The sequence below is a fragment of the Binatus sp. (SeqCode) genome (assembly GCF_049584895.1).
In the GTDB taxonomy this organism is placed as follows: Bacteria; Desulfobacterota; Binatia; order Binatales; family Binataceae; genus Binatus.
Genome location: NZ_JBAUYR010000029.1, coordinates 41,699 through 59,310, shown reverse-complemented (window position 1 = coordinate 59,310; position 17,612 = coordinate 41,699). Strand labels below are relative to the sequence as shown.

Genomic DNA, 17,612 nt, shown 5'->3' with positions numbered 1-17,612 from the left:
AATTCAGACTCCCACGAGTTCCCCGAACTCGCGCACTAAAAATTTCGACTAGCCGCATTGCTGCTGAAGCGCCGCCCACTGTTGAATTTTCTGCAGCAGTTTTTCGCGATGCAGTTCGCGCCGATGCGGCAGCAGGTCGTACGCGAACGAATCTTCAGGATGCGCGATGCCTTCGAGATTCAGCGACACGCCCAGGTTCTGCTCGGCGTCATGCGCGTCACGCTCGCACACGGCGCAATTCGTCGCCATGACGCGGATTTCTTCGTGCAAAGATTCCCTCGATGTCATGCGACAGGTAAGGCTCGCGCATCAAATTTGCGGCTCGTCAGATATCGAGGTTGCGGACGTTGAGCGCGTTCTCTTCGATAAACTGGCGCCGCGGTTCGACCACGTCGCCCATCAGGGTGCCGAAGATTTCCTCGGCCTCCTCGCGCGACGAAATCTGCACCCGCAGCATCGCGCGCGTCTCCGGGTTCATCGTGGTCTCCCAGAGCTGCCCGGGATTCATCTCGCCCAGCCCCTTGTAGCGCTGGATGTCGACGCCTTTTTGCCCGGCGGCAAGAACCGCTTCCGCCATTGCTTTGAGCGTCTCGACGGTGGATTCGCCTTCGCCAACTTTCAATTTGAACGGCGCTTTGATCGCTTCGAGCTCGGGACCGAGCCGCCGAATCTCGCGCAGTTCCCCGCTATGCAACAGCGTCAGGTCGACCACCGTCGGCGGCGTCGCGCCGTTTTGCGAATGGCTGAACACGGCGCGCCAATGCGCTTCGCCGTCTGGCTCGACCTTGTAAACGAGGTTGTCGTTCTTCGAATCCTTGCGAATCGCCTCGGCCATCTGCTTGGCCGCTTTCTCGGATTCGAAATTCTCGTCGCTGATTGCCTTGTCAGCCAACAGCTTGCTGAGGCTCGCGACTATCGAGCGCTCCTTGGAGCGCCGCTCGAGCGCCTCGTACATTTTTTCGTGGAACAGCGCTTTGCGGACGATCGTTTTCAGCGACGCGCCCTTGAATTCGCGCGCTTCTTTGCCCTTGCCGGCTTCGAAGGTCACCGCCTCGGCGCCGAGGTCGGTCAGATAATCTTCCAGCGCGGTTTCGTCCTTCAGGTAGCGTTCGGTCTTGCCCTTTTTCGCGCGGAACAGGGGAGGCTGCGCGACGTAGAGATGACCGTTCTCGATAATCTCCATGAACTGCCGGAAAAAGAACGTCAGCAGCAGCGTGCGGATGTGCGAGCCGTCGACGTCGGCGTCGGTCATGATGACGATCGTGTGGTAGCGCAGCTTCGACAAGTCCTTGTCGTTGCCGATTCCCATCCCAAGCGCCGTGATCAGAATGCGCAATTCCTGCGACGAGAGCATCTTGTCGATGCGCGCGCGCTCGACGTTCAAAATTTTTCCGCGCAGCGGCAGGATTGCCTGCGTCTTGCGATCGCGGCCTTCCTTGGCGGTCCCGCCTGCCGACGCGCCCTCGACCAGGTACAGCTCGCTGAGCGCTGGGTCGCGTTCCTGGCAGTCCGCGAGCTTGCCCGGCAGTGAGCCTGAATCGAGCGCTCCCTTGCGCCGCACGAGCTCTTTGGCTTTGCGCGCGGCCTCGCGCGCGGTGAGCGCTTCGACAGCGCGCGCGACGATCTTCTTCGCGACTGGCGGTGTCTTCTCGAGAAACTCACCGAGTTTCTCGTTAACAAGCCCGGAGACGATTCCTTCGACTTCGGAGTTGCCGAGCTTGGTCTTGGTCTGGCCTTCGAATTGCGGCTCGCCGATCTTGATGCTGACGATCGCGGCGAGACCTTCGCGCGTGTCGTCGCCTTCGAGCCGCATATCTTTATTTTTGAAAAGATTGTTCTTGGTCGCGTAAGTATTGATCGTTCGCGTCAGCGCACCCTTGAGTCCCGACAGATGCGTCCCGCCCTCGGCGGTATGAATGTTGTTGGCGTAGGTGAAAATCACCTCGTGGACAGCGTCGGTCCATTGCAGCGCGACCTCGACGTCGACGCCGTCGCGCATGCCCTTGAAGAAAATCACGTCGTGCAGCGCTTCATTGCTCTTGCTCAGCGTCGCGACGTACTCGGCGATTCCGCCTTCGTAGTGGAACTCTTCGGCCTTGTTGATTCGCTCGTCGCGCAGCCTGATCCGCAGGCCCGCGTTGAGATACGCCATCTCGCGCAGATAGCGCGCGATAATTTCGTATTTGAATTTTATCTCGGGAAAAATCTTCGAGTCCGGTGTGAAGGTGGTCTTGGTGCCCTTGCTGTTGGTGGCGCCGCGCTCCTCGACCTTCATTTTCGGAATGCCGCGCTCGTAGCGTTGAAAATAAATCTTTCCGTTCTTGTGAACTTCCACTTCGAACTCGTCACTGAGCGCATTGACCACCGACGCGCCGACGCCATGCAGTCCACCCGAGACTTTGTACGCGTTCTTCTCGAACTTGCCGCCGGCGTGAAGCACGGTGTGCACGACTTCCAGCGCCGATCGCTTCTCGGTCGGATGCATGTCGACCGGGATTCCACGGCCGTTGTCCTCGACCGAAATCCGATCGTCGCTCAGAATTACGACGTTGATCTCGGTGCAATGCCCGGCCAGCGCCTCATCGACCGAGTTGTCGACGATCTCGTTGACGAGATGATGCAGTCCCCGCTCGGCGGTGTCGCCGATGTACATCCCGGGGCGTTTACGAACCGCTTCGAGTCCCTCGAGAACCTTGATGGACTCGGCGCCATAGCCGTCAGACGATTGTTTATTTGCCATAGAAAAGAGAGCGCGACGAACTACCTTTCCGCCTCACCACCGCCAGTCAGAATTGTATTTGTCTATGGCAAAAAAGTAAAGGTACCAAGGGTCTATTCAGAAGGAAATCAAACAATATTTGAAGATGACACTTGTGGATAGAAAAGCAGCCAATCAATAGGCGTTTTTCGACTTCCCGGCATATCGATTTGTGAGGGTTTTATGAAAACGATCAGATAGCGCTAACAGAACGGCATTCTGCAAAATCTGATAACCACAGATCGCGTCCGAAAAGCGATCGAAATCAGCTCGATTTTCTCACTCACAGGCGCGCTGAATTCCGTCGAAAAATTGCCACCACATTTCGAGCGATCGCTCGACCGCAGCCCATACTTTTGCGCGCTCGATTTCGCTCATCGGCGTGTGACTCAGGATGTTGTCGCCGACGTCGCTGTGATCTCGATCTGCAATCTCATGCACGTCGAAAAACGCGACCTGCTCCCGCGAAAGTCCGTAATGCTTTTCGAGTGCGCGCGCGAACGGCGCAAAATTACCCGGTACCTGGCCCTCCGCCGCGAGATTGATCGCGCCGATCCCTTCCGCAAACGATCGGTCCTTGGTCGAGAGCTCGAACCAATCGATCAGCGCCGCGGTGGAAGGCAGCGCCTTGCCGTGGATCATATCCTCGCGGCTCAGCCCAACGCCGAGTCCAAGCCGGATGAACAATTCCGGATGCGGTGCGCTGCCGGAAATCTTCCCGGTCTCCTCTTCGTACAGACTCTCGGCCAGCTTCACCCGCTCATCCGCGTTGACACATCGCGAATGCAACGCGCTGAGCGCACGCGGAAATTCACGCACCTGCAGAAAGAACTGCGTCGCGAAGTTGCACAGTCCGGTCTGCGAAACCTTCCCCTCCGCGATTCGATGCCAGATCGGATGACGCCCAAAAGATCGCCGCTCTTTGACCATCGCGAAAATCTCGCGCACGAAGCCGTCGTTCGCAGCCATGGCTTAACCTCATTACTCGCGAATGTACGAGAGCGCAGAGGTAATGTGAAGCGAAGCGTGCCGCGAGAATCGGATGCGGGGCTACGCGCCCCGCGCCCGCGGCAGGGGTGACCCCTGCACCCAGTGAAAAGAAGGAGATGCGGGACTTCGTCCCTGTTAGAACTATTTTAGGGAAGAGTCGAGATATATCCGCGCTGCGGGAACGAGCGCGCTTCGCGTCCTCGCGCCCAAAACTTTCTAACAGGGCGTCAGCCCGCATCTTCCCTTTTCCGAATACTGGGTGCAGGGGTCACCCCTGCCGAGGGTGCGGGGCGAGCAGCCCCGCGTTTTAATCGACCTGCCTCAGATCCGCGAGCATTTCCTGCGGGCCGATGTAGCCGACTTTGCGTTGCAGCACCTTGCCAGCTGAGTCGATCATTACCGTCGTCGGCACGCCCTGGATATCGAACTTGTTCATCAGCTCTTCGGTTTTCTTGTCCTGCGCCGTCAGGTTCGCCTTCATCGTGACGAAACGCCTGGCCTCGCTGACCACGGACGGATCGATAAAGGTCGAATGCTCCATCTCGCGGCACGGGATACACCAGTCGGCGCTGAAATCGATCAGTACGGGCTTGCGCGCTTCGGTCGCCGACGCCAGCAACTCTGAGTTGAACGGCTCGAAGCGAAGTTTTTCGGGAGCCTTTCGGGGATAGAGCATGAATACGAGCGCCGCAATCGCGACTACGCCCAGCGCTGATCTAATGACCAGGAACGGACGCCAGCTTCTACCCTCGCGCGAAATGAAACCGAGATAAATCCCGACGCCCGCGGCGTAGTACGGCAGGAATCGCGTCATCAGGTTGTTCGGCACGACCGGATCGAGAAAGTAGAGCGCGAGTCCGACCAGCACGAATCCGAAAAGATGTTCGATCCACGTTAGCCATTCGCCCGACCGCGGCAGGCGCCGGATATGCGCGGCCGCCATCGCGAGCCCGATGTACGGCAGTCCGAGGCCGATCGCCAGCGTGAAGAACAGCGCGAAACCAAAAAGCGCACTGCCGCTTCGCTCGACCATCAGCAGCAAGCCCAGCACGATCGGCCCGATGCATGGCGCCGCCACCACGCCCATGCCGAGGCCCATCAGCAGCGCGCCCGCATAGCCGGGATGCGCGGAGCCCGCGCGCTGCAGCATCCACTGCGGCGGCTGCAGGACGAACAGGCCGAAGCTCGATGCGGCGAGTGTCAGCAGCATCATCGCCAGCGCGACAAGCACGAACGGATTCTGCATCGCGGCGCCAAACAACCCGCCCGACATCGCGACCGCCACGCCCACCGACGAAAACATCAGCGCGATACCGAGCACGAACGCGATCGCGAGGTACATCACGCGGCGAGGGCCGCCGCCCTGGTTGCCGAAGTAGGCGATCGTGACGCCGATAAGCGGATAGACGCACGGTGTCAGATTCAACGCGAGGCCGCCGAGAAATACTGCAAGGAAGCCAAGAAACCATCCGTGATTAAGAAAGATGTGCGCGATCGCGCCGCCCGAATCGTCGCCACCGCCGCCACCGCCGCCGAATTTCACGCCTCCGGCGGCTATGCCTTCGAGCGCACCTGCCGCCGCGCCTGGAGTTGCCAGCGCGACCGTCGTACTGACGGACGCCGGCCGCAGGCATTCGTTGTTGTTACATCCCTGGTAGTCGATTGTAACCGTGATCGCGTCGCCCGGCTTTGGAGCGAAGTCGGCGCCCGCCTTCAGCGGCACTTCGAATTTAATATCGCCGCCGAACACCGAAATCTTGTCGCCACCAGCCGCTGGATCGAGCGCCATCGTCTCCGCCGCCGGATACTTGATTGCCCCCGGCGTCACGCTGACAGGGCCGCGGACCTCGACCTTCGTCGGAATATAATCTTCGCTGAACGGCTTATCCGAATTGATATGCCATCCTTCGATCACCTGGGCGTCGACTTTGAGGGTGCTGGTGCTGCCCGCCTTGAGCGGAGGATCGATAGTGGCGGAGTTGATTTTGACGAGTTCATCCGCCTTGACCGCATGCGCCGGCGGCGCCGTAAACAAAGACACGGCAAGAAAAATTCCGGCGAGTATAGTGCCGTGTAAAAGGGGTCGGAAATTGCCTGTCACGATTATTCTGAAAAGAGAACTAGCCGCGCGATGCCGCGGTTCCTGAGCGGTATACATCCTACTTGGCGGCGGTGCTCTGCTTGCCGTTGCCTGAAAGCGGAACCGACCCTACTATTTCCAATCCGTAGCCCGGCAGATTGGCCAGCCGCGGCGTCGCATCCGACATGATAATCATCTTGCGCACGCCGACGTCGCGCAAAATCTGTGCGCCGATTCCGTAGTCGCGGAAATCTGCCTCCGGCGTGTTGGCCCGCGTAGTCGCGCGACGCGCCGGACGCCCGCCGTCAAAGTCCGACGCGAGCGCATTCGATTCGCGCTTCAGATAGAGCAGTACGCCTTCGCCCGACGCCGCGATTCGTTCCATCGCCGAGCGCAACAGGTTGCGCGTGTTGCGAACCGAGTAGCCAAACACGTCGCCGGGAAGGTACTCGCGATGCGCCCGCACCAAAATCGGCTTTTTCGAATCGACCTTGCCCATCACCAGCACCAGGTGTTCGGTGTAATCGACCAGGTTGCGATAGACGATCGCGCTGAACTCGCCGTACGCCGTCGGCAGCTTCGCCTCCGCGATCCGCTGGACCATCGTCTCGTTGCGCAGCCGGTATTCGATAATGTCCGCGACGGTGACAATCTTCAGCCCGTGCACTTTCGCGAACTCGACCAGGTCGTCGCGCCGTGCCATCGTGCCGTCGTCCTTCAGAATCTCACAGATGACGCCCGCGGGCTTCAGGCCTGCCAGTCGCGCGAGGTCGACTGCGCCCTCCGTCTGCCCCGTCCGCACCAGCACTCCGCCGTCGCGTGCGCGCAGGGGATAGACGTAGCCGGGAGTGATGAACTCGGCGCCGCTGGCGTCCTCGCGCACCGCCTGCAGAATCGTCGTCGAGCGATCCTGCGCCGAGATTCCCGATCCCGACGCGCGGCGCGCTGTGATCGCAGTCGTGAACGCAGTGCCGAACGGCGCCTGATTGTCGCCAATCATCATGCTGAGCCCGAGCCGGTCGATTCGCTCAGCCGACATCGGCAGGCAAATCAACCCGCGCCCGAACTTGGCCATGAAGTTAACCGCTTCGGGCGTCGCCTTCTCAGCCGCCATGCACAGGTCGCCCTCGTTCTCGCGCTGCTCATCATCCATCAGGATGATCATATGGCCGCGGCGTGTTTCCTCGAGCGCTTCCTCGATCGAAATAAACGGCGCGCGCGCTTTTTTGCGGGGACTTATCTCACCAAACATTCTGCTTCTCTCGCTAACCTTCTACTCAACTATATACCGCCAGCCAAGCATCCCACATCCTGCGGATAATGGCCGCGCGATGCTATCTTGGGCGACGTGGCGGCGGAAATCACGACGGCGGTTTTGTTGGCGGCAGGCCGCGGCAAACGCCTCGGCGATTTGACGGCGAGCACGCCGAAGCCGCTGCTCGATATTGCGGGCGCGCCGCTGATTTCGCACATTATCGACGCGCTAGTTGCTGCTGGACTTGCGCATTTCATCGTCGTGACGGGCTATCTGTCCGAGCAAATCGAAGGATGGGCGAAAATCTACGAACACGAAAATCCAGGAATCAAAATTACTACCGTCCGGCAGCCGGAACTGAACGGCACCGGCGGCGCGATGCTCGCAGCCAGATCTCATCTCGGCGGCCAGCCCCGCTTCGTTTTCGGATGGGGCGACATCCTGATGGACCGAGCGAACTACCCACGCTTCATTCATCACGGGCGCAACGACGAGTACGATTTGCTGCTCGCGGTGAATCGGGTCAAGAATCCGTTTCGCGGCGCCGCTGTTTATCTGGACGCGCACATGATGGTCGAACGGCTCGACGAAAAGCCGGCGCCGGGGACTGCGAAGACCGAATGGAACAACGCGGGACTGTTCGCAACCGGCCAGATAATTTTCGAATACCTCGCGCGGCTCGAACCGTCGGCGCGCGGTGAACTCGAGCTGCCCGGCTCAATCGCGCAAATGATCGCTGACGGCCGCGTCGTGCGAGCAGTCGACATGCGCGGATTCTGGAGCGACGTCGGTACGCCGGAAGACGTCGAGGCGGCGCGCGCATGGTTCAAGCCAAAAAGGAAGCGCCGATGAATCTGCCCGACGGATGGGACGATGAGGAGTTGGCGCGCGTTCGCAAGCTTGCGGCAAGACTTGGCGCCAGCGGCAGAGCACAAATCATCGCGGCGCGCGCGCCCGGCCGCGTCAACTTGATCGGCGAGCACACGGACTACAGCGGCCTGCCCGTGCTGCCAGTCGCGATCGATCGATCCACAATCGTCGTCGCGGCCGCGAACACGACAAGCGAAATTGAAGTGTCGAACGCAGATCCCGCGTGGCAGTCGCGACGCTTCGCAATCGAACGCCAGATTCCACCGTACGCAACCGGCGATTGGGCGAACTACCTGAAGGCCGCGATCCAAGGCGTGATCGATCACTTTCCTGGGCGCCATTTGCGCGGCATGTCGATGGTCGTGGGTAGCACAGTGCCGCCGGCCTCGGGGTTGTCATCATCGTCCGCGCTGACGGTGTCGACCGCGATGGTCTTCATGGCGATCAACGGACTCGAACTCGAACCGATCGAGACCGCGACGATGGTTGCGCGCAGCGAACGGTACGTCGGGACGCACGGGGGTGCGATGGACCAGTCGGTGTCGATTCTCGGGCGCCGCGATCACGCGTTGTTTATCGAGTTCAATCCGATCCGCGTGCGCGCGGTGAAGATGCCGGCGAACGCGGCGCTGGTCGTGGCAGACAGCCTGGAGGTTGCGGACAAGTCGGGAAAGGTGCGCGCGGAATACAATCGCCGCGTTGTGGAATGCTCACTGGCAGCGCGCATTCTTGGGCGCGCACTAAATCTGGACGGCGTGAAAATCCTCGGCGACGTGGTCCGCGCGATTCCCAACTGGAGTGCGGTGAATCTCGTCGAGAAACTCGCGGCCACATCGCCGGCGCGACTCGATGCGAACCTGAAAGAAGCGGCAAACATCCTCGGCGTCTCGCAGACGGCGCTCGATGCCGAGTTGCTTGGGCACGGCTCGACACGAATCGAGCTGGATTCGAATCGCCCGCTCGAAATCCTGAAACGCGCGCGCCATGTCTTGAGCGAAACCGAGCGCGTGATTCGCGCGGCTGACGTGCTCAACGCGGGCCGTCTCGATGAGATGGGTACGCTCATGAACGCCTCGCATCAGAGTCTCGCAGAGGACTTCGAATGCAGCACGTCGCGCCTCGACGCGATCGTGGAATGCGCTCGGCGCGGCGGCGCGATCGGCGCGCGGCTGACGGGCGCGGGTTTCGGCGGCTCGATCGTCGCGCTGTGCGACGTAGAAAATGCAAGCGCGGTGATTGAATCAATCGATCGCGGCTATTACGAAAAGTTTGCGCTTGGCGCATTGCCGGAAAATTTGCGAGCCGTATTGCACGCCGGACCGGGCGCGAGCGTGATCGATTTATCCGCTAACGCCTAATGCGCAGGATGCGCGCGGAGTGCGGCGGCAAATCGATCGTATCGAATATTTCAATTTTCTCGTCGAGTGCGAGATCGAGCGCAACGATTTCGCCAGCGTCCAGCTTCAGATCGAAGGTTTGCACGCGTGCACGCGAATCGCCGCGATTCAGAATCATCGCGATCGCCCCGCCATCGCCGTTTTCACTAATCAACCCGCGGACATCCTCGGTAGCCATCAGATCGAGCGCTAGGACCGGTCCGCGTTCCGCGTTTGAATCGATTTCTTCAGCGAGTTGCGCTACCTGCCGAAAGAGTTTCGCCGCCTCGGCATCGAGCAAGCTCATGTCGTCGGAGATCAAAAGCATCCCGCCGCTGGATACAATGACGGAGGCCAGCGCCGCTCGTTCGACGGCGGTGAGGCGAGTTTTCCGTGCGCGAAGCATCAGGCAATCGGGATCGTTCAGCCATAGCCGACGATGCATGAAGCTGCGCGCGATGATCGCGTCGAGCGCATAGACGGTCGACGGGTCGCCCGCGCCGGAAGCGGTCTTGCCCCAGAACGGCGAAACGTCGGGGCCGATGCGCATCCCGTCGACGATGCCGACCGCCTGCCCAATCGGGCAGCCGCATCCGAGGATGAACGCGTCATCACCGGCGCCGGCTCGAATCGCCTCGAGTCCGTGGCGCAAAGTTTCACCGCGCGTCAGATTTGGATCGAGACGCCGACCGGGCGCTGCAGCCGCGTAAAGAAAATCGAGCTTGAGATACGAGTAGCCGAAGTCCCGGGTGAGCTTCGCGAACAGGTCGCGCAGGTGCGCGACAAACGCCGGATTGCTCGGGTCGAGCGCGTACGCGAACTTGTCGTCGCTTGCGGTCCAGTTCGGGTTGTGGCCTGCGCGAATCGGTTCGTTCGTCTCGGCATGCATGATGAACCAATCCGGATGATCGATCATCACGCGCGAATCGCGGGCGGCGAGAAACGGCGCAGTCCAGATGCCTGGCTTGAAGCCGGCAGCGCGAATTTCTCCGGCAATCTTTTTGAGGCCGCCCGGAAACTTGGCGTTGGTGGTGTCCCAATCGCCGAGCGCGGACTGAAAACCATCGTCGAGTTGAATTACGTCGAGCGGAAACTCCGAACGCATCGCCTCCAGCGATTTAAGATTCGCCCGGAGCGCATCCTCGGTGATCGCGTGAAAATAGTGGTACCAGGAACACCATCCACGCTGGAACGGCGCGCCGACCCGCGCATTCATCCATCGGCCAGTTGCATCCGCCCATCGCGCGGCGAGCCGCGCGGCGGATTCATCGCTGGCTGCTACCAACAGCGGATCGAGTTCGCGATGCGCGCCGGCCGCGAGAGTTACGTCGTCGAGAATTGCGCGTGCGAATATTTTTTCAGGACTCGACACGGTGAGCGTCGAAAGAGAAGTGGCGGCGCCGATGAATCCTGCCAGGACGCGCTCGGTGGCAACGCTGCTCTCGACGATCGTGAAAAGTTCAGAGGTCTGCGCTTCCCGCGATTCGGGCGGCCGAGTAGTTTCGCTCTGATGATTGACGCGCGTGATGAAGTTAGCGGCGTCGCGCGGGTGGGTTCGCGAAGCGCCTACATCATAACCGCCCGACGCGCTCCATGACTGGTATCCGTGCTTGAAAAATCGCGCCGGCGCTGATGGCGCGAAGCCTGTCTGGACTTCGAAGATCGCATTTGTGAGCCGAATCGCGTCGCTCCCGCGATTTTCGATCGTAGCGCGGACGATGGTGCCGCCGATCGCTTGTTCCAGACGCGCGGAGAAAGAAACGCCATCGTGAATTGCGCTCGATTCGCTCGATCCCGACGGTGCAGAGAGATCCAGCTCGCGAGGATGACCGCCGGCATCGATGAAGCGGAGTTCGATTCGCGATAGAAGAGCACTCGCCACGTCGGTGAGAGTCGCAAAGAGATCGGATCGCGGCAAGTCACTCGATCAACTAAATCAGCTCTGTCAAAGTGAAAAGAGTTCACCGACTCGCGGAGAGAGAATCATCGACACAGTGCCGGAAATAGAAGCCGCCGAAGCCGACGAGGCGGGCGGAGACGTCCCTGCGCAGGATAGCTGGAGCGGCGGGCTGACCGCGTTCCGCGCCCTGCGGCATCGCAATTTTCGGCTCTTCTTCATCGGACAACTCATCTCGCTGATCGGCACCTGGATGCAGATGGTCGCGCAATCGTGGCTGGTGCTGAAGCTCACGAATTCGTCGCTGATGCTCGGCGTCGTGTCGTTCGCGGGCTTCATGCCGATCGTGCTGGTCGCATTGTTCGCCGGCGTCGTGGTCGATCACGTCGATCGTCGACGCCTGATAATCGGCGCGCAGACTCTATTGATGATCAGCGCGTTCGTGCTCGCAGCACTGACGTGGGCCGGCGTCGTCAAAGTTGAATACGTAATCGCGCTGGCCGCTCTTAACGGCTTTGTGAGCTCGTTCGACATGCCCGGACGCCAGGCGTTCGTGGTCGAGATGGTCGGGCGCGAAGATCTTCCCAACGCGATTTCGTTGAACTCGATGATCTTCAATGGCGCTAGAATGATTGGCCCCGCGATCGCTGGTATGTCGCTCGCGGTGATTGGAATCGCCGGCTGCTTCCTGCTCAATGGCGTCAGCTATCTCGCGGTCATCTGGAGCCTGCTCGAGATGGAGCTGCCACGGCGCGAGCGGCGCGAATTCGGCGCCACCATGATGCGTCAGGTGCGGCTCGGGCTGGCGTACGTCTGGCGGCATCGCCCGACGCTGTGGCTGCTCGTGCTGGTCGCGATCAACATGGGGATCGGGATGCAGTATTCGATACTGATTCCCGTCTTCGCGCGCGATCTACTCCACGTCGGCGCGCATGGCTACGGCTTCCTGATGGCGGCGCAGGGACTAGGCGCGGTGATCAGCGCAATCGTGATGAACATGCGCTCGACCGCTCCGAAAACGCTGCGGCAAAACCTGGTGTTCGGAATTTTCTGCATGGCGATCGCGACCGCCGGCTTCGGCGTGTCGACCTGGATGTCGCTCTCTCTCCTCGCGCAGATATTCATCGGCGTCGGCCTGATGAATCACATGGTGACGACCAACACTCTCCTTCAGATGTTCGTCTCGGACGAATTGCGCGGCCGCGTGATGAGTATCTACACGCTGTCGTTCATCGGCACTGCGCCGATCGGAAGCTTGGCCGTCGGCTACATCGGCGAGCATTACAGTCCGCGCACAGCAGTCCTCTTCTGCGCGGCATTCTCGCTCATGTGCGGATTCATCTTATTGACGAAGCTGAAGTTAATCGCCCAAGCGCAGGAAGCGATCGTAGAAACCACTTAATCGAATGGGAAACCCACCGTGGGTTTCACGCTTCCTTCGGCAGGGGTGACCCCTGCACCCAGTGAAAAGTGAGAATCGCGAAATGTCGCGGACGCCATTTCGCTCTCGCAGTTTCGGGGAGGCGGCGCTCCGCAATTACCTCTCCCGTTTATTTTACGGGAGAGGAGGCCGGCGGGCGCAGCCGCCGGTAGGTGAGGGTTCTTGGTTCAAGCTACACGCCAGCCAGTTCACCTCCGCGCGATTGTTCCGTTCGCTCGAACATGAGCGCGCAAAGTAACGGTTGCGCCCGGGCGCGACAGTCTTTGATAATCAAGCCGCCGTGCCGAAACATTCTCGAAAAACTCGTGACGCCGATGCCGATTCGCGCGCGGATCAGATTCGAGCACTTCCGCCGATCGACGAATGCCTTCGCGCCGCGGAGGCGCTCCCGGCCTTGGCTGGCCTCAACCGCAGCTACCTCAAAGTCGCTCTACAGCGCGCGCAGGCGGAGTTGCGGGCGGCGATTCTAACTGGCCGCGACGCGCGTCCGCGCGATCGCGACGCGATGATCGATGCTGTCGTGCGCGCCGCCGCGCACTCGGTTGCTGCCGATGAGCCTTTACTTCGACCCGTCGTCAATGCGACCGGTATCGTACTGCACACAAATCTCGGGCGCGCAATTTTGGCTGAGTCCGCGATCGAGGCCGTTGAAATGGCGGCGCGGTCTGCCGTTAACCTCGAATACGATCTCGAAACCGGGGGGCGTGGCGATCGCGACACGATCGTCGAGGACGAGCTATGTGCGCTGACGGACGCCGAGGCCGCCACTGTCGTGAACAACAACGCCGCGGCTGTCGTCCTCGCTCTAAACTCGCTCGCCGAAGGGCGCGAGGTGATCGTGTCGCGCGGCGAGATGATCGAAATTGGCGGATCGTTCCGTTTGCCCGATGTGATGGCGAAGAGCGGCGCGATTCTGCGCGAGGTGGGTACCACCAATCGGACGCATCCGAGCGATTATGCCGATGCGATCGGTCCACAGACCGCGCTCCTGCTGAAAGTACATCCATCGAACTATCGCGTTGTGGGATTCACAAGCGAAGTGACGCTCGAGGACCTGGTCGAAATTGGCCGCGCGCGCCGAATCGACGTGATGGAGGATCTCGGCGCGGGCGCGCTGATCGATCTGACGGAATACGGAATACCGCACGAGCCGATTGTGCGCGACCGAATCGCCGCGGGTGCTGCGATCGTCACGTTTTCCGGCGACAAGCTGCTCGGCGGTCCGCAAGCGGGCGTGATCGTAGGCCGCCGCGCCGCAATCGATCGCGTCAAGCGCAATCCCCTGAAGCGCGCGCTTCGATGCGACAAGCTGACGCTCGCGGCGCTCTCCGCGACGATGCGGCTCTATTTGCGCTCGGGCGATCTCGCTCATGAGCTGCCGACTTTGCGAATTTTGTCGCGGCGCGCGAGTGAGATTGGCGCGATCGCGCCGCGGGCGCGCGAGATCGTCGCGGAGCGGCTTGGCGACGGCTACGTAGTCGAGATCGTCGACGCAGCTTCGCAGGTCGGATCGGGCGCGATGCCGGTCGAGCAGTTGAAGTCGGTCGCGTTGCGTGTGACGCATCCGGAGAAATCAGCAAATGCGATCGCCGCGATGTTCCGGCGCGCGCGAATTATCGGGCGCATCGCCGACGATTCGTTCCATCTGGATTTGCGCACAATCGAGGATCCGTCAGTCTTTTCGGTCAAGCTTGAAACTGACTAGGATTGTAAAACTTTCCCTCGCGCAGGAAGCGGGAGCCGGTGAAAAAATGAAATTCGGAACGTTTCTATACCAGACCTCTCCCAACAGCATCGCGGCGGTCGCTCGCAAAGCCGAAGAGAGCGGTTTCGAATCTCTCTGGATTCCGGAACATATCATTTTGCCGGTAACCTACCGCTCGCCCTATCCGTATTCATCTAGTGGAAGGATGGGCGCGCCTCCGGAGACTCCCTTGCACGACCCAATGCTGGCACTGGCCTACGTCGCCGGCCTCACGACGAAGATTCGCCTCGCGACGGGAGTCTTCGTGCTGCCGATTCGCAACGCATTCACGACGGCCAAGGCGGTCGCCAGCCTGGACGTGCTCTCGGGCGGGCGATTTATTTTCGGCGTCGGGATCGGCTGGCTCGAAGAGGAGTTCGAAGGTGTCGGCATGAACTTCAAGGACCGCGCGCTTCGCACCCGCGAATATCTCGCGCTAATGAAGGAGCTGTGGACGAAGGATTCGCCCGAGTATCACGGCAAGACTGTCGGCGTCGAAGGATTCAAATTCATGCCCAAGCCCGCGCAAAAGCCGCATCCACCGATCGTGTTCGGCGGCAACACCGAGCCTTCGCTCAAGCGAGCCGCAAGACTCGGTGACGGTTGGTACGGAATCGCGGAGGGCAACGACGAGATCGCTGAAACGATCAAGCGGCTGCGCGAGCACGAGCGCGCAGCGGATCGGACGACGCCGCTGGAAATCACGGTGAGCAGGTTGCGCGAGCAGTTGAAGCCGGGCGACATCGAAAAATTTGCGTCGATGGGAGTATCGCGAATAATAATCGGGCCGGCCGCGACCACCCGGGACCATATCGCCGCGATGGAAAAATTTGGCGCCGAGGTGATCTCGAGGCAGTGATCGGCCTGTCGCAATTCGAGCCGATTTCATTGAAACTTGCGCCCGAGGATTTCTTACCAACATGAAAAGGTGTCCCCGCTGCGAAAAAACCTACCCCGACTCGGAAACCTTTTGCGATGCTGACGGAACCGCGCTGGTGCCGACCGGTCCCGCTTTTGCCGAAAGCGCCGGCGCCGACGAGGCCCAGCAAATCGAATGTCCCGTATGCGGCGGCAAAGCTCAGCCAGGCGAACTGATTTGCAACTTCTGCGGCGCGCGGCTCGGCATCGATCCCGCAGCCGAGCAGTACACTCCGCCTCCGGCGAGACCGTCCACGGCGCCGAGGAGTCCGACACTCAGGCGCGGTCCGTCGCCGTCGCGGCCTATTACGGGACGGATGCCGGAAGGCGACGACTCCGAAAAAGAAGGGCGCGGGATGTTCGGCGTCCTCGGCTATCTGATTGCGGCTATCGTCGCGCTCGGAGGCGGCGCGTGGCTCGCGATCCATCTCAGCAGCAAGGGAGCAGAGACGCCGGTAGCGAATGCATCACCCTCTGCGGCGGCGTCGGTGGCGGCTGCAGTGCCTACCGGGCCGTTGGTGGCGTTGGCGAACGCGATGCCGGTGCAGGTGACGGGAGAATCCGCATCGGCGCCCGAGCGCAACCAGGATGCGGCGCGCAAATTTTTCGACGATCACAAGAACCCATTGCTCGACAGCTATGAGCATGCACTCGCGGGCGACAACACTCTCCGCAATGCGATGGTGGTGCGGGTCAGGGTGCTGCCCAGCGGCAACGTCGACGCGGCGTCGGTACGGACGTCGACCAATCCAAACCCAGCCTTCGACGCCGAAGTGGTGAAGGACGTTTCGACGTGGAATTATCCGCCGTTCAGCGGTAGCGATGTCGAAATCGACTACCCGATAGTTTTCACCAACGATCCGTCGACCAAGGATGCGCTCGAGTCGCAGCTCAACACCAAGCTGACGGGACTGAGCCCGACTGAGCCGCCGGAGTTTGCCAGCTCGCCACCCGCGCCGTCCTCCGCGGCGTCGGAAGCGGTGAGCGCACCGACGCCGGCGAGTGTCGAGACGCCTCCCACGGAGGCCGTCGCGCCTGCGCCACTTCCCCCGGCACCCGCGCCGCGTAAGCATCATCACGTGGCGTCCGCGCCCAAGCCTCCGCCGATGACCTTGCAGCAGCGCGTGCTGCAGGTGCTGTCGTCGAATCCGCGTACGCGCCGAGTGAATTGTTATACCAGCGGCAACACCGTGACGATTTTCGGCAAGGTGTTCGACAACGACGCCAAGCTCTATACGGAAAAGCTGGTGCGTAATGTGCCGGGGGTCGGCAACGTGATCGACTCGCTGTCGACGGATCAGGCCGAATGGGCGGCGCGGCAGGCTGCGATCGCATCGCAGTTATACGCCGCGGGATTGAACACGGTGACGGTCAAGGTAATCGGCCACGACGCGTACCTCGACGGTACGGTCAAGACCGACGCGCAAAAACAGCAAGCCGTGACGATCACCGAGAACGCATCGCCCGTCCACGTGGCAGGAAACCTGATCAGGGTGGTGCCGGGTAACATGTTCGGATTCTGATCCGATGGACAACACGATGCTCGTCGGCTGTGATCGATACGGCCCGGCGTGTTACTATTGACACGGTAACAGCCGAACGCTTATATGGCGGAAAGGGCGCGGGATCCGCCGCTCCCATCAGGAGGACTCGATTTTCCATGGCTGACGCAGCACCTACGACACCCAAAGAAATCTTCGCGGCGATGCCCAGTCGCTTCAACAAAGACGCGGCGAAAGGTTTGAATGCTACTTACCAGTTTGATCTCTCGGGCGACAACGGCGGCAAGTGGAACGTCGTCATCAACAACGAAACCTGCACCGTGAATGAAGGACCGGCCGCTTCCCCGAGTATTACGATCTCGATGACCGCACAGGATTACGTCGACATGACGACCGGCAAGCTGAACGGTCAGGTTGCGTTCATGAGCGGCAAGCTGCGAATCGCCGGCGACATGGGTCTTGCGCTCCGCATGCAGAGTCTGTTTGCTTAAACTGTGAAGCTAACTCAACAATGACTTGAACGCCGGCCGGAGCCTTCAAAGGCCCGGCTGGCGCAAAATCCGCCTGAAAGAATCCCCACATAGAAATCATTCCAAGCCGAAACGCGCCGATAAAATTCAGATTCGGTACGCAGTCGAGACATAATCTTATCTACTGATTTAACGATCCCAGGCCGTCGCGAGTGCGAGAGCCAACTGCTGTTACTACATAATTTCGAGAATTAAAAATTCTGTTTCTAAAACGGTCCTAAGGATAAGGAGGACAAATCCACGTCACAGGA

General features: G+C 60.6%; 13 protein-coding genes. 7 read left to right on the top strand and 6 right to left on the bottom strand.

The window, feature by feature from the left end; all coding sequences use genetic code 11:
* Window positions 1–48: 48 nt before the first annotated feature.
* The 5 genes from WB650_RS04470 to ribB all read right to left on the bottom strand — a co-directional run bounded on the left by WB650_RS04470 (window position 49) and on the right by ribB (window position 7,080).
* On the bottom strand, window positions 49–249 hold the full coding sequence (locus WB650_RS04470) for a hypothetical protein (protein WP_422302333.1): 201 nt from the start codon (window positions 247–249) through the stop codon (window positions 49–51).
* Between the two features lie 76 nt (window positions 250–325).
* On the bottom strand, window positions 326–2,740 hold the full coding sequence (gyrB, locus tag WB650_RS04465) for a DNA topoisomerase (ATP-hydrolyzing) subunit B (RefSeq protein ID WP_423959588.1): 2,415 nt from the start codon (window positions 2,738–2,740) through the stop codon (window positions 326–328).
* Window positions 2,741–3,037: 297 nt separating this feature from the next.
* Complete coding sequence (locus WB650_RS04460) at window positions 3,038–3,727, bottom strand: TenA family transcriptional regulator (protein WP_422302585.1); 690 nt, start codon at window positions 3,725–3,727, stop codon at window positions 3,038–3,040.
* Between the two features lie 328 nt (window positions 3,728–4,055).
* A complete protein-coding gene (locus WB650_RS04455) occupies window positions 4,056–5,789 on the bottom strand; it encodes a cytochrome c biogenesis protein CcdA (RefSeq protein WP_422302583.1) in 1,734 nt (577 codons plus the stop codon).
* 118 nt (window positions 5,790–5,907) lie between these two features.
* Window positions 5,908–7,080, bottom strand: coding sequence for a 3,4-dihydroxy-2-butanone-4-phosphate synthase (gene ribB, locus WB650_RS04450; RefSeq protein WP_422302581.1), 1,173 nt, complete (start codon window positions 7,078–7,080; stop codon window positions 5,908–5,910).
* Between the two features lie 96 nt (window positions 7,081–7,176).
* Between ribB and WB650_RS04445 the strand changes: the two genes are divergently transcribed.
* Complete coding sequence (locus WB650_RS04445) at window positions 7,177–7,935, top strand: nucleotidyltransferase family protein (protein WP_423959585.1); 759 nt, start codon at window positions 7,177–7,179, stop codon at window positions 7,933–7,935.
* Window positions 7,905–9,311, top strand: a complete 1,407-nt coding sequence (gene galK / locus WB650_RS04440; RefSeq protein WP_422302580.1) for a galactokinase — start codon at window positions 7,905–7,907, stop codon at window positions 9,309–9,311. Before WB650_RS04445 ends, galK begins: the two co-directional genes overlap by 31 nt.
* Here the strand turns inward: galK and WB650_RS04435 are convergent.
* Entirely contained in the window at window positions 9,301–11,247 is a 1,947-nt protein-coding gene (locus WB650_RS04435) for a glycoside hydrolase family 36 protein (protein WP_422302578.1), read from the bottom strand. The genes galK and WB650_RS04435 overlap by 11 nt on opposite strands.
* 76 nt (window positions 11,248–11,323) lie before the next feature.
* Here WB650_RS04435 and WB650_RS04430 point away from each other — a divergent pair, with 76 nt between their 5' ends.
* The 5 genes from WB650_RS04430 (at window position 11,324) to WB650_RS04410 (ending at window position 17,322) form a co-directional block, all read left to right on the top strand.
* Window positions 11,324–12,628 carry an MFS transporter gene (locus WB650_RS04430; RefSeq protein ID WP_422302577.1) on the top strand — a complete coding sequence of 435 codons (1,305 nt, stop codon included), beginning with the start codon at window positions 11,324–11,326 and terminating at the stop codon, window positions 12,626–12,628.
* Window positions 12,629–12,947: 319 nt separating this feature from the next.
* Window positions 12,948–14,372, top strand: coding sequence for an L-seryl-tRNA(Sec) selenium transferase (gene selA / locus WB650_RS04425; RefSeq protein WP_422302575.1), 1,425 nt, complete (start codon window positions 12,948–12,950; stop codon window positions 14,370–14,372).
* A gap of 46 nt (window positions 14,373–14,418) precedes the next feature.
* Window positions 14,419–15,270: an LLM class F420-dependent oxidoreductase gene (locus WB650_RS04420; protein ID WP_422302573.1), complete on the top strand. Its 852-nt coding sequence runs from the start codon at window positions 14,419–14,421 to the stop codon at window positions 15,268–15,270.
* A 61-nt stretch (window positions 15,271–15,331) separates the two neighbouring features.
* The gene (locus tag WB650_RS04415) at window positions 15,332–16,852 is read left to right on the top strand and encodes a TonB family protein (RefSeq protein ID WP_423959584.1); all 1,521 of its coding nucleotides are present in this window, start codon (window positions 15,332–15,334) and stop codon (window positions 16,850–16,852) included.
* 137 nt (window positions 16,853–16,989) lie between these two features.
* A complete protein-coding gene (locus WB650_RS04410) occupies window positions 16,990–17,322 on the top strand; it encodes an SCP2 sterol-binding domain-containing protein (protein ID WP_331587556.1) in 333 nt (110 codons plus the stop codon).
* The last annotated feature ends 290 nt before the right edge of the window (window positions 17,323–17,612 follow it).

Excerpts from the sequence above, each read along its gene's own strand:
- WB650_RS04470 (WP_422302333.1), bottom strand. The coding sequence starts at position 249 with ATGGCGACGAATTGCGCCGTGTGCGAGCGTGACGCGCATGACGCCGAG.
- gyrB (WP_423959588.1), bottom strand. The coding sequence starts at position 2,740 with ATGGCAAATAAACAATCGTCTGACGGCTATGGCGCCGAGTCCATCAAG.
- WB650_RS04460 (WP_422302585.1), bottom strand. The coding sequence starts at position 3,727 with ATGGCTGCGAACGACGGCTTCGTGCGCGAGATTTTCGCGATGGTCAAA.
- ribB (WP_422302581.1), bottom strand. The coding sequence starts at position 7,080 with ATGTTTGGTGAGATAAGTCCCCGCAAAAAAGCGCGCGCGCCGTTTATT.
- galK (WP_422302580.1), top strand. The coding sequence starts at position 7,905 with ATGGTTCAAGCCAAAAAGGAAGCGCCGATGAATCTGCCCGACGGATGG.
- WB650_RS04420 (WP_422302573.1), top strand. The coding sequence starts at position 14,419 with ATGAAATTCGGAACGTTTCTATACCAGACCTCTCCCAACAGCATCGCG.
- WB650_RS04415 (WP_423959584.1), top strand. The coding sequence starts at position 15,332 with ATGAAAAGGTGTCCCCGCTGCGAAAAAACCTACCCCGACTCGGAAACC.
- WB650_RS04410 (WP_331587556.1), top strand. The coding sequence starts at position 16,990 with ATGGCTGACGCAGCACCTACGACACCCAAAGAAATCTTCGCGGCGATG.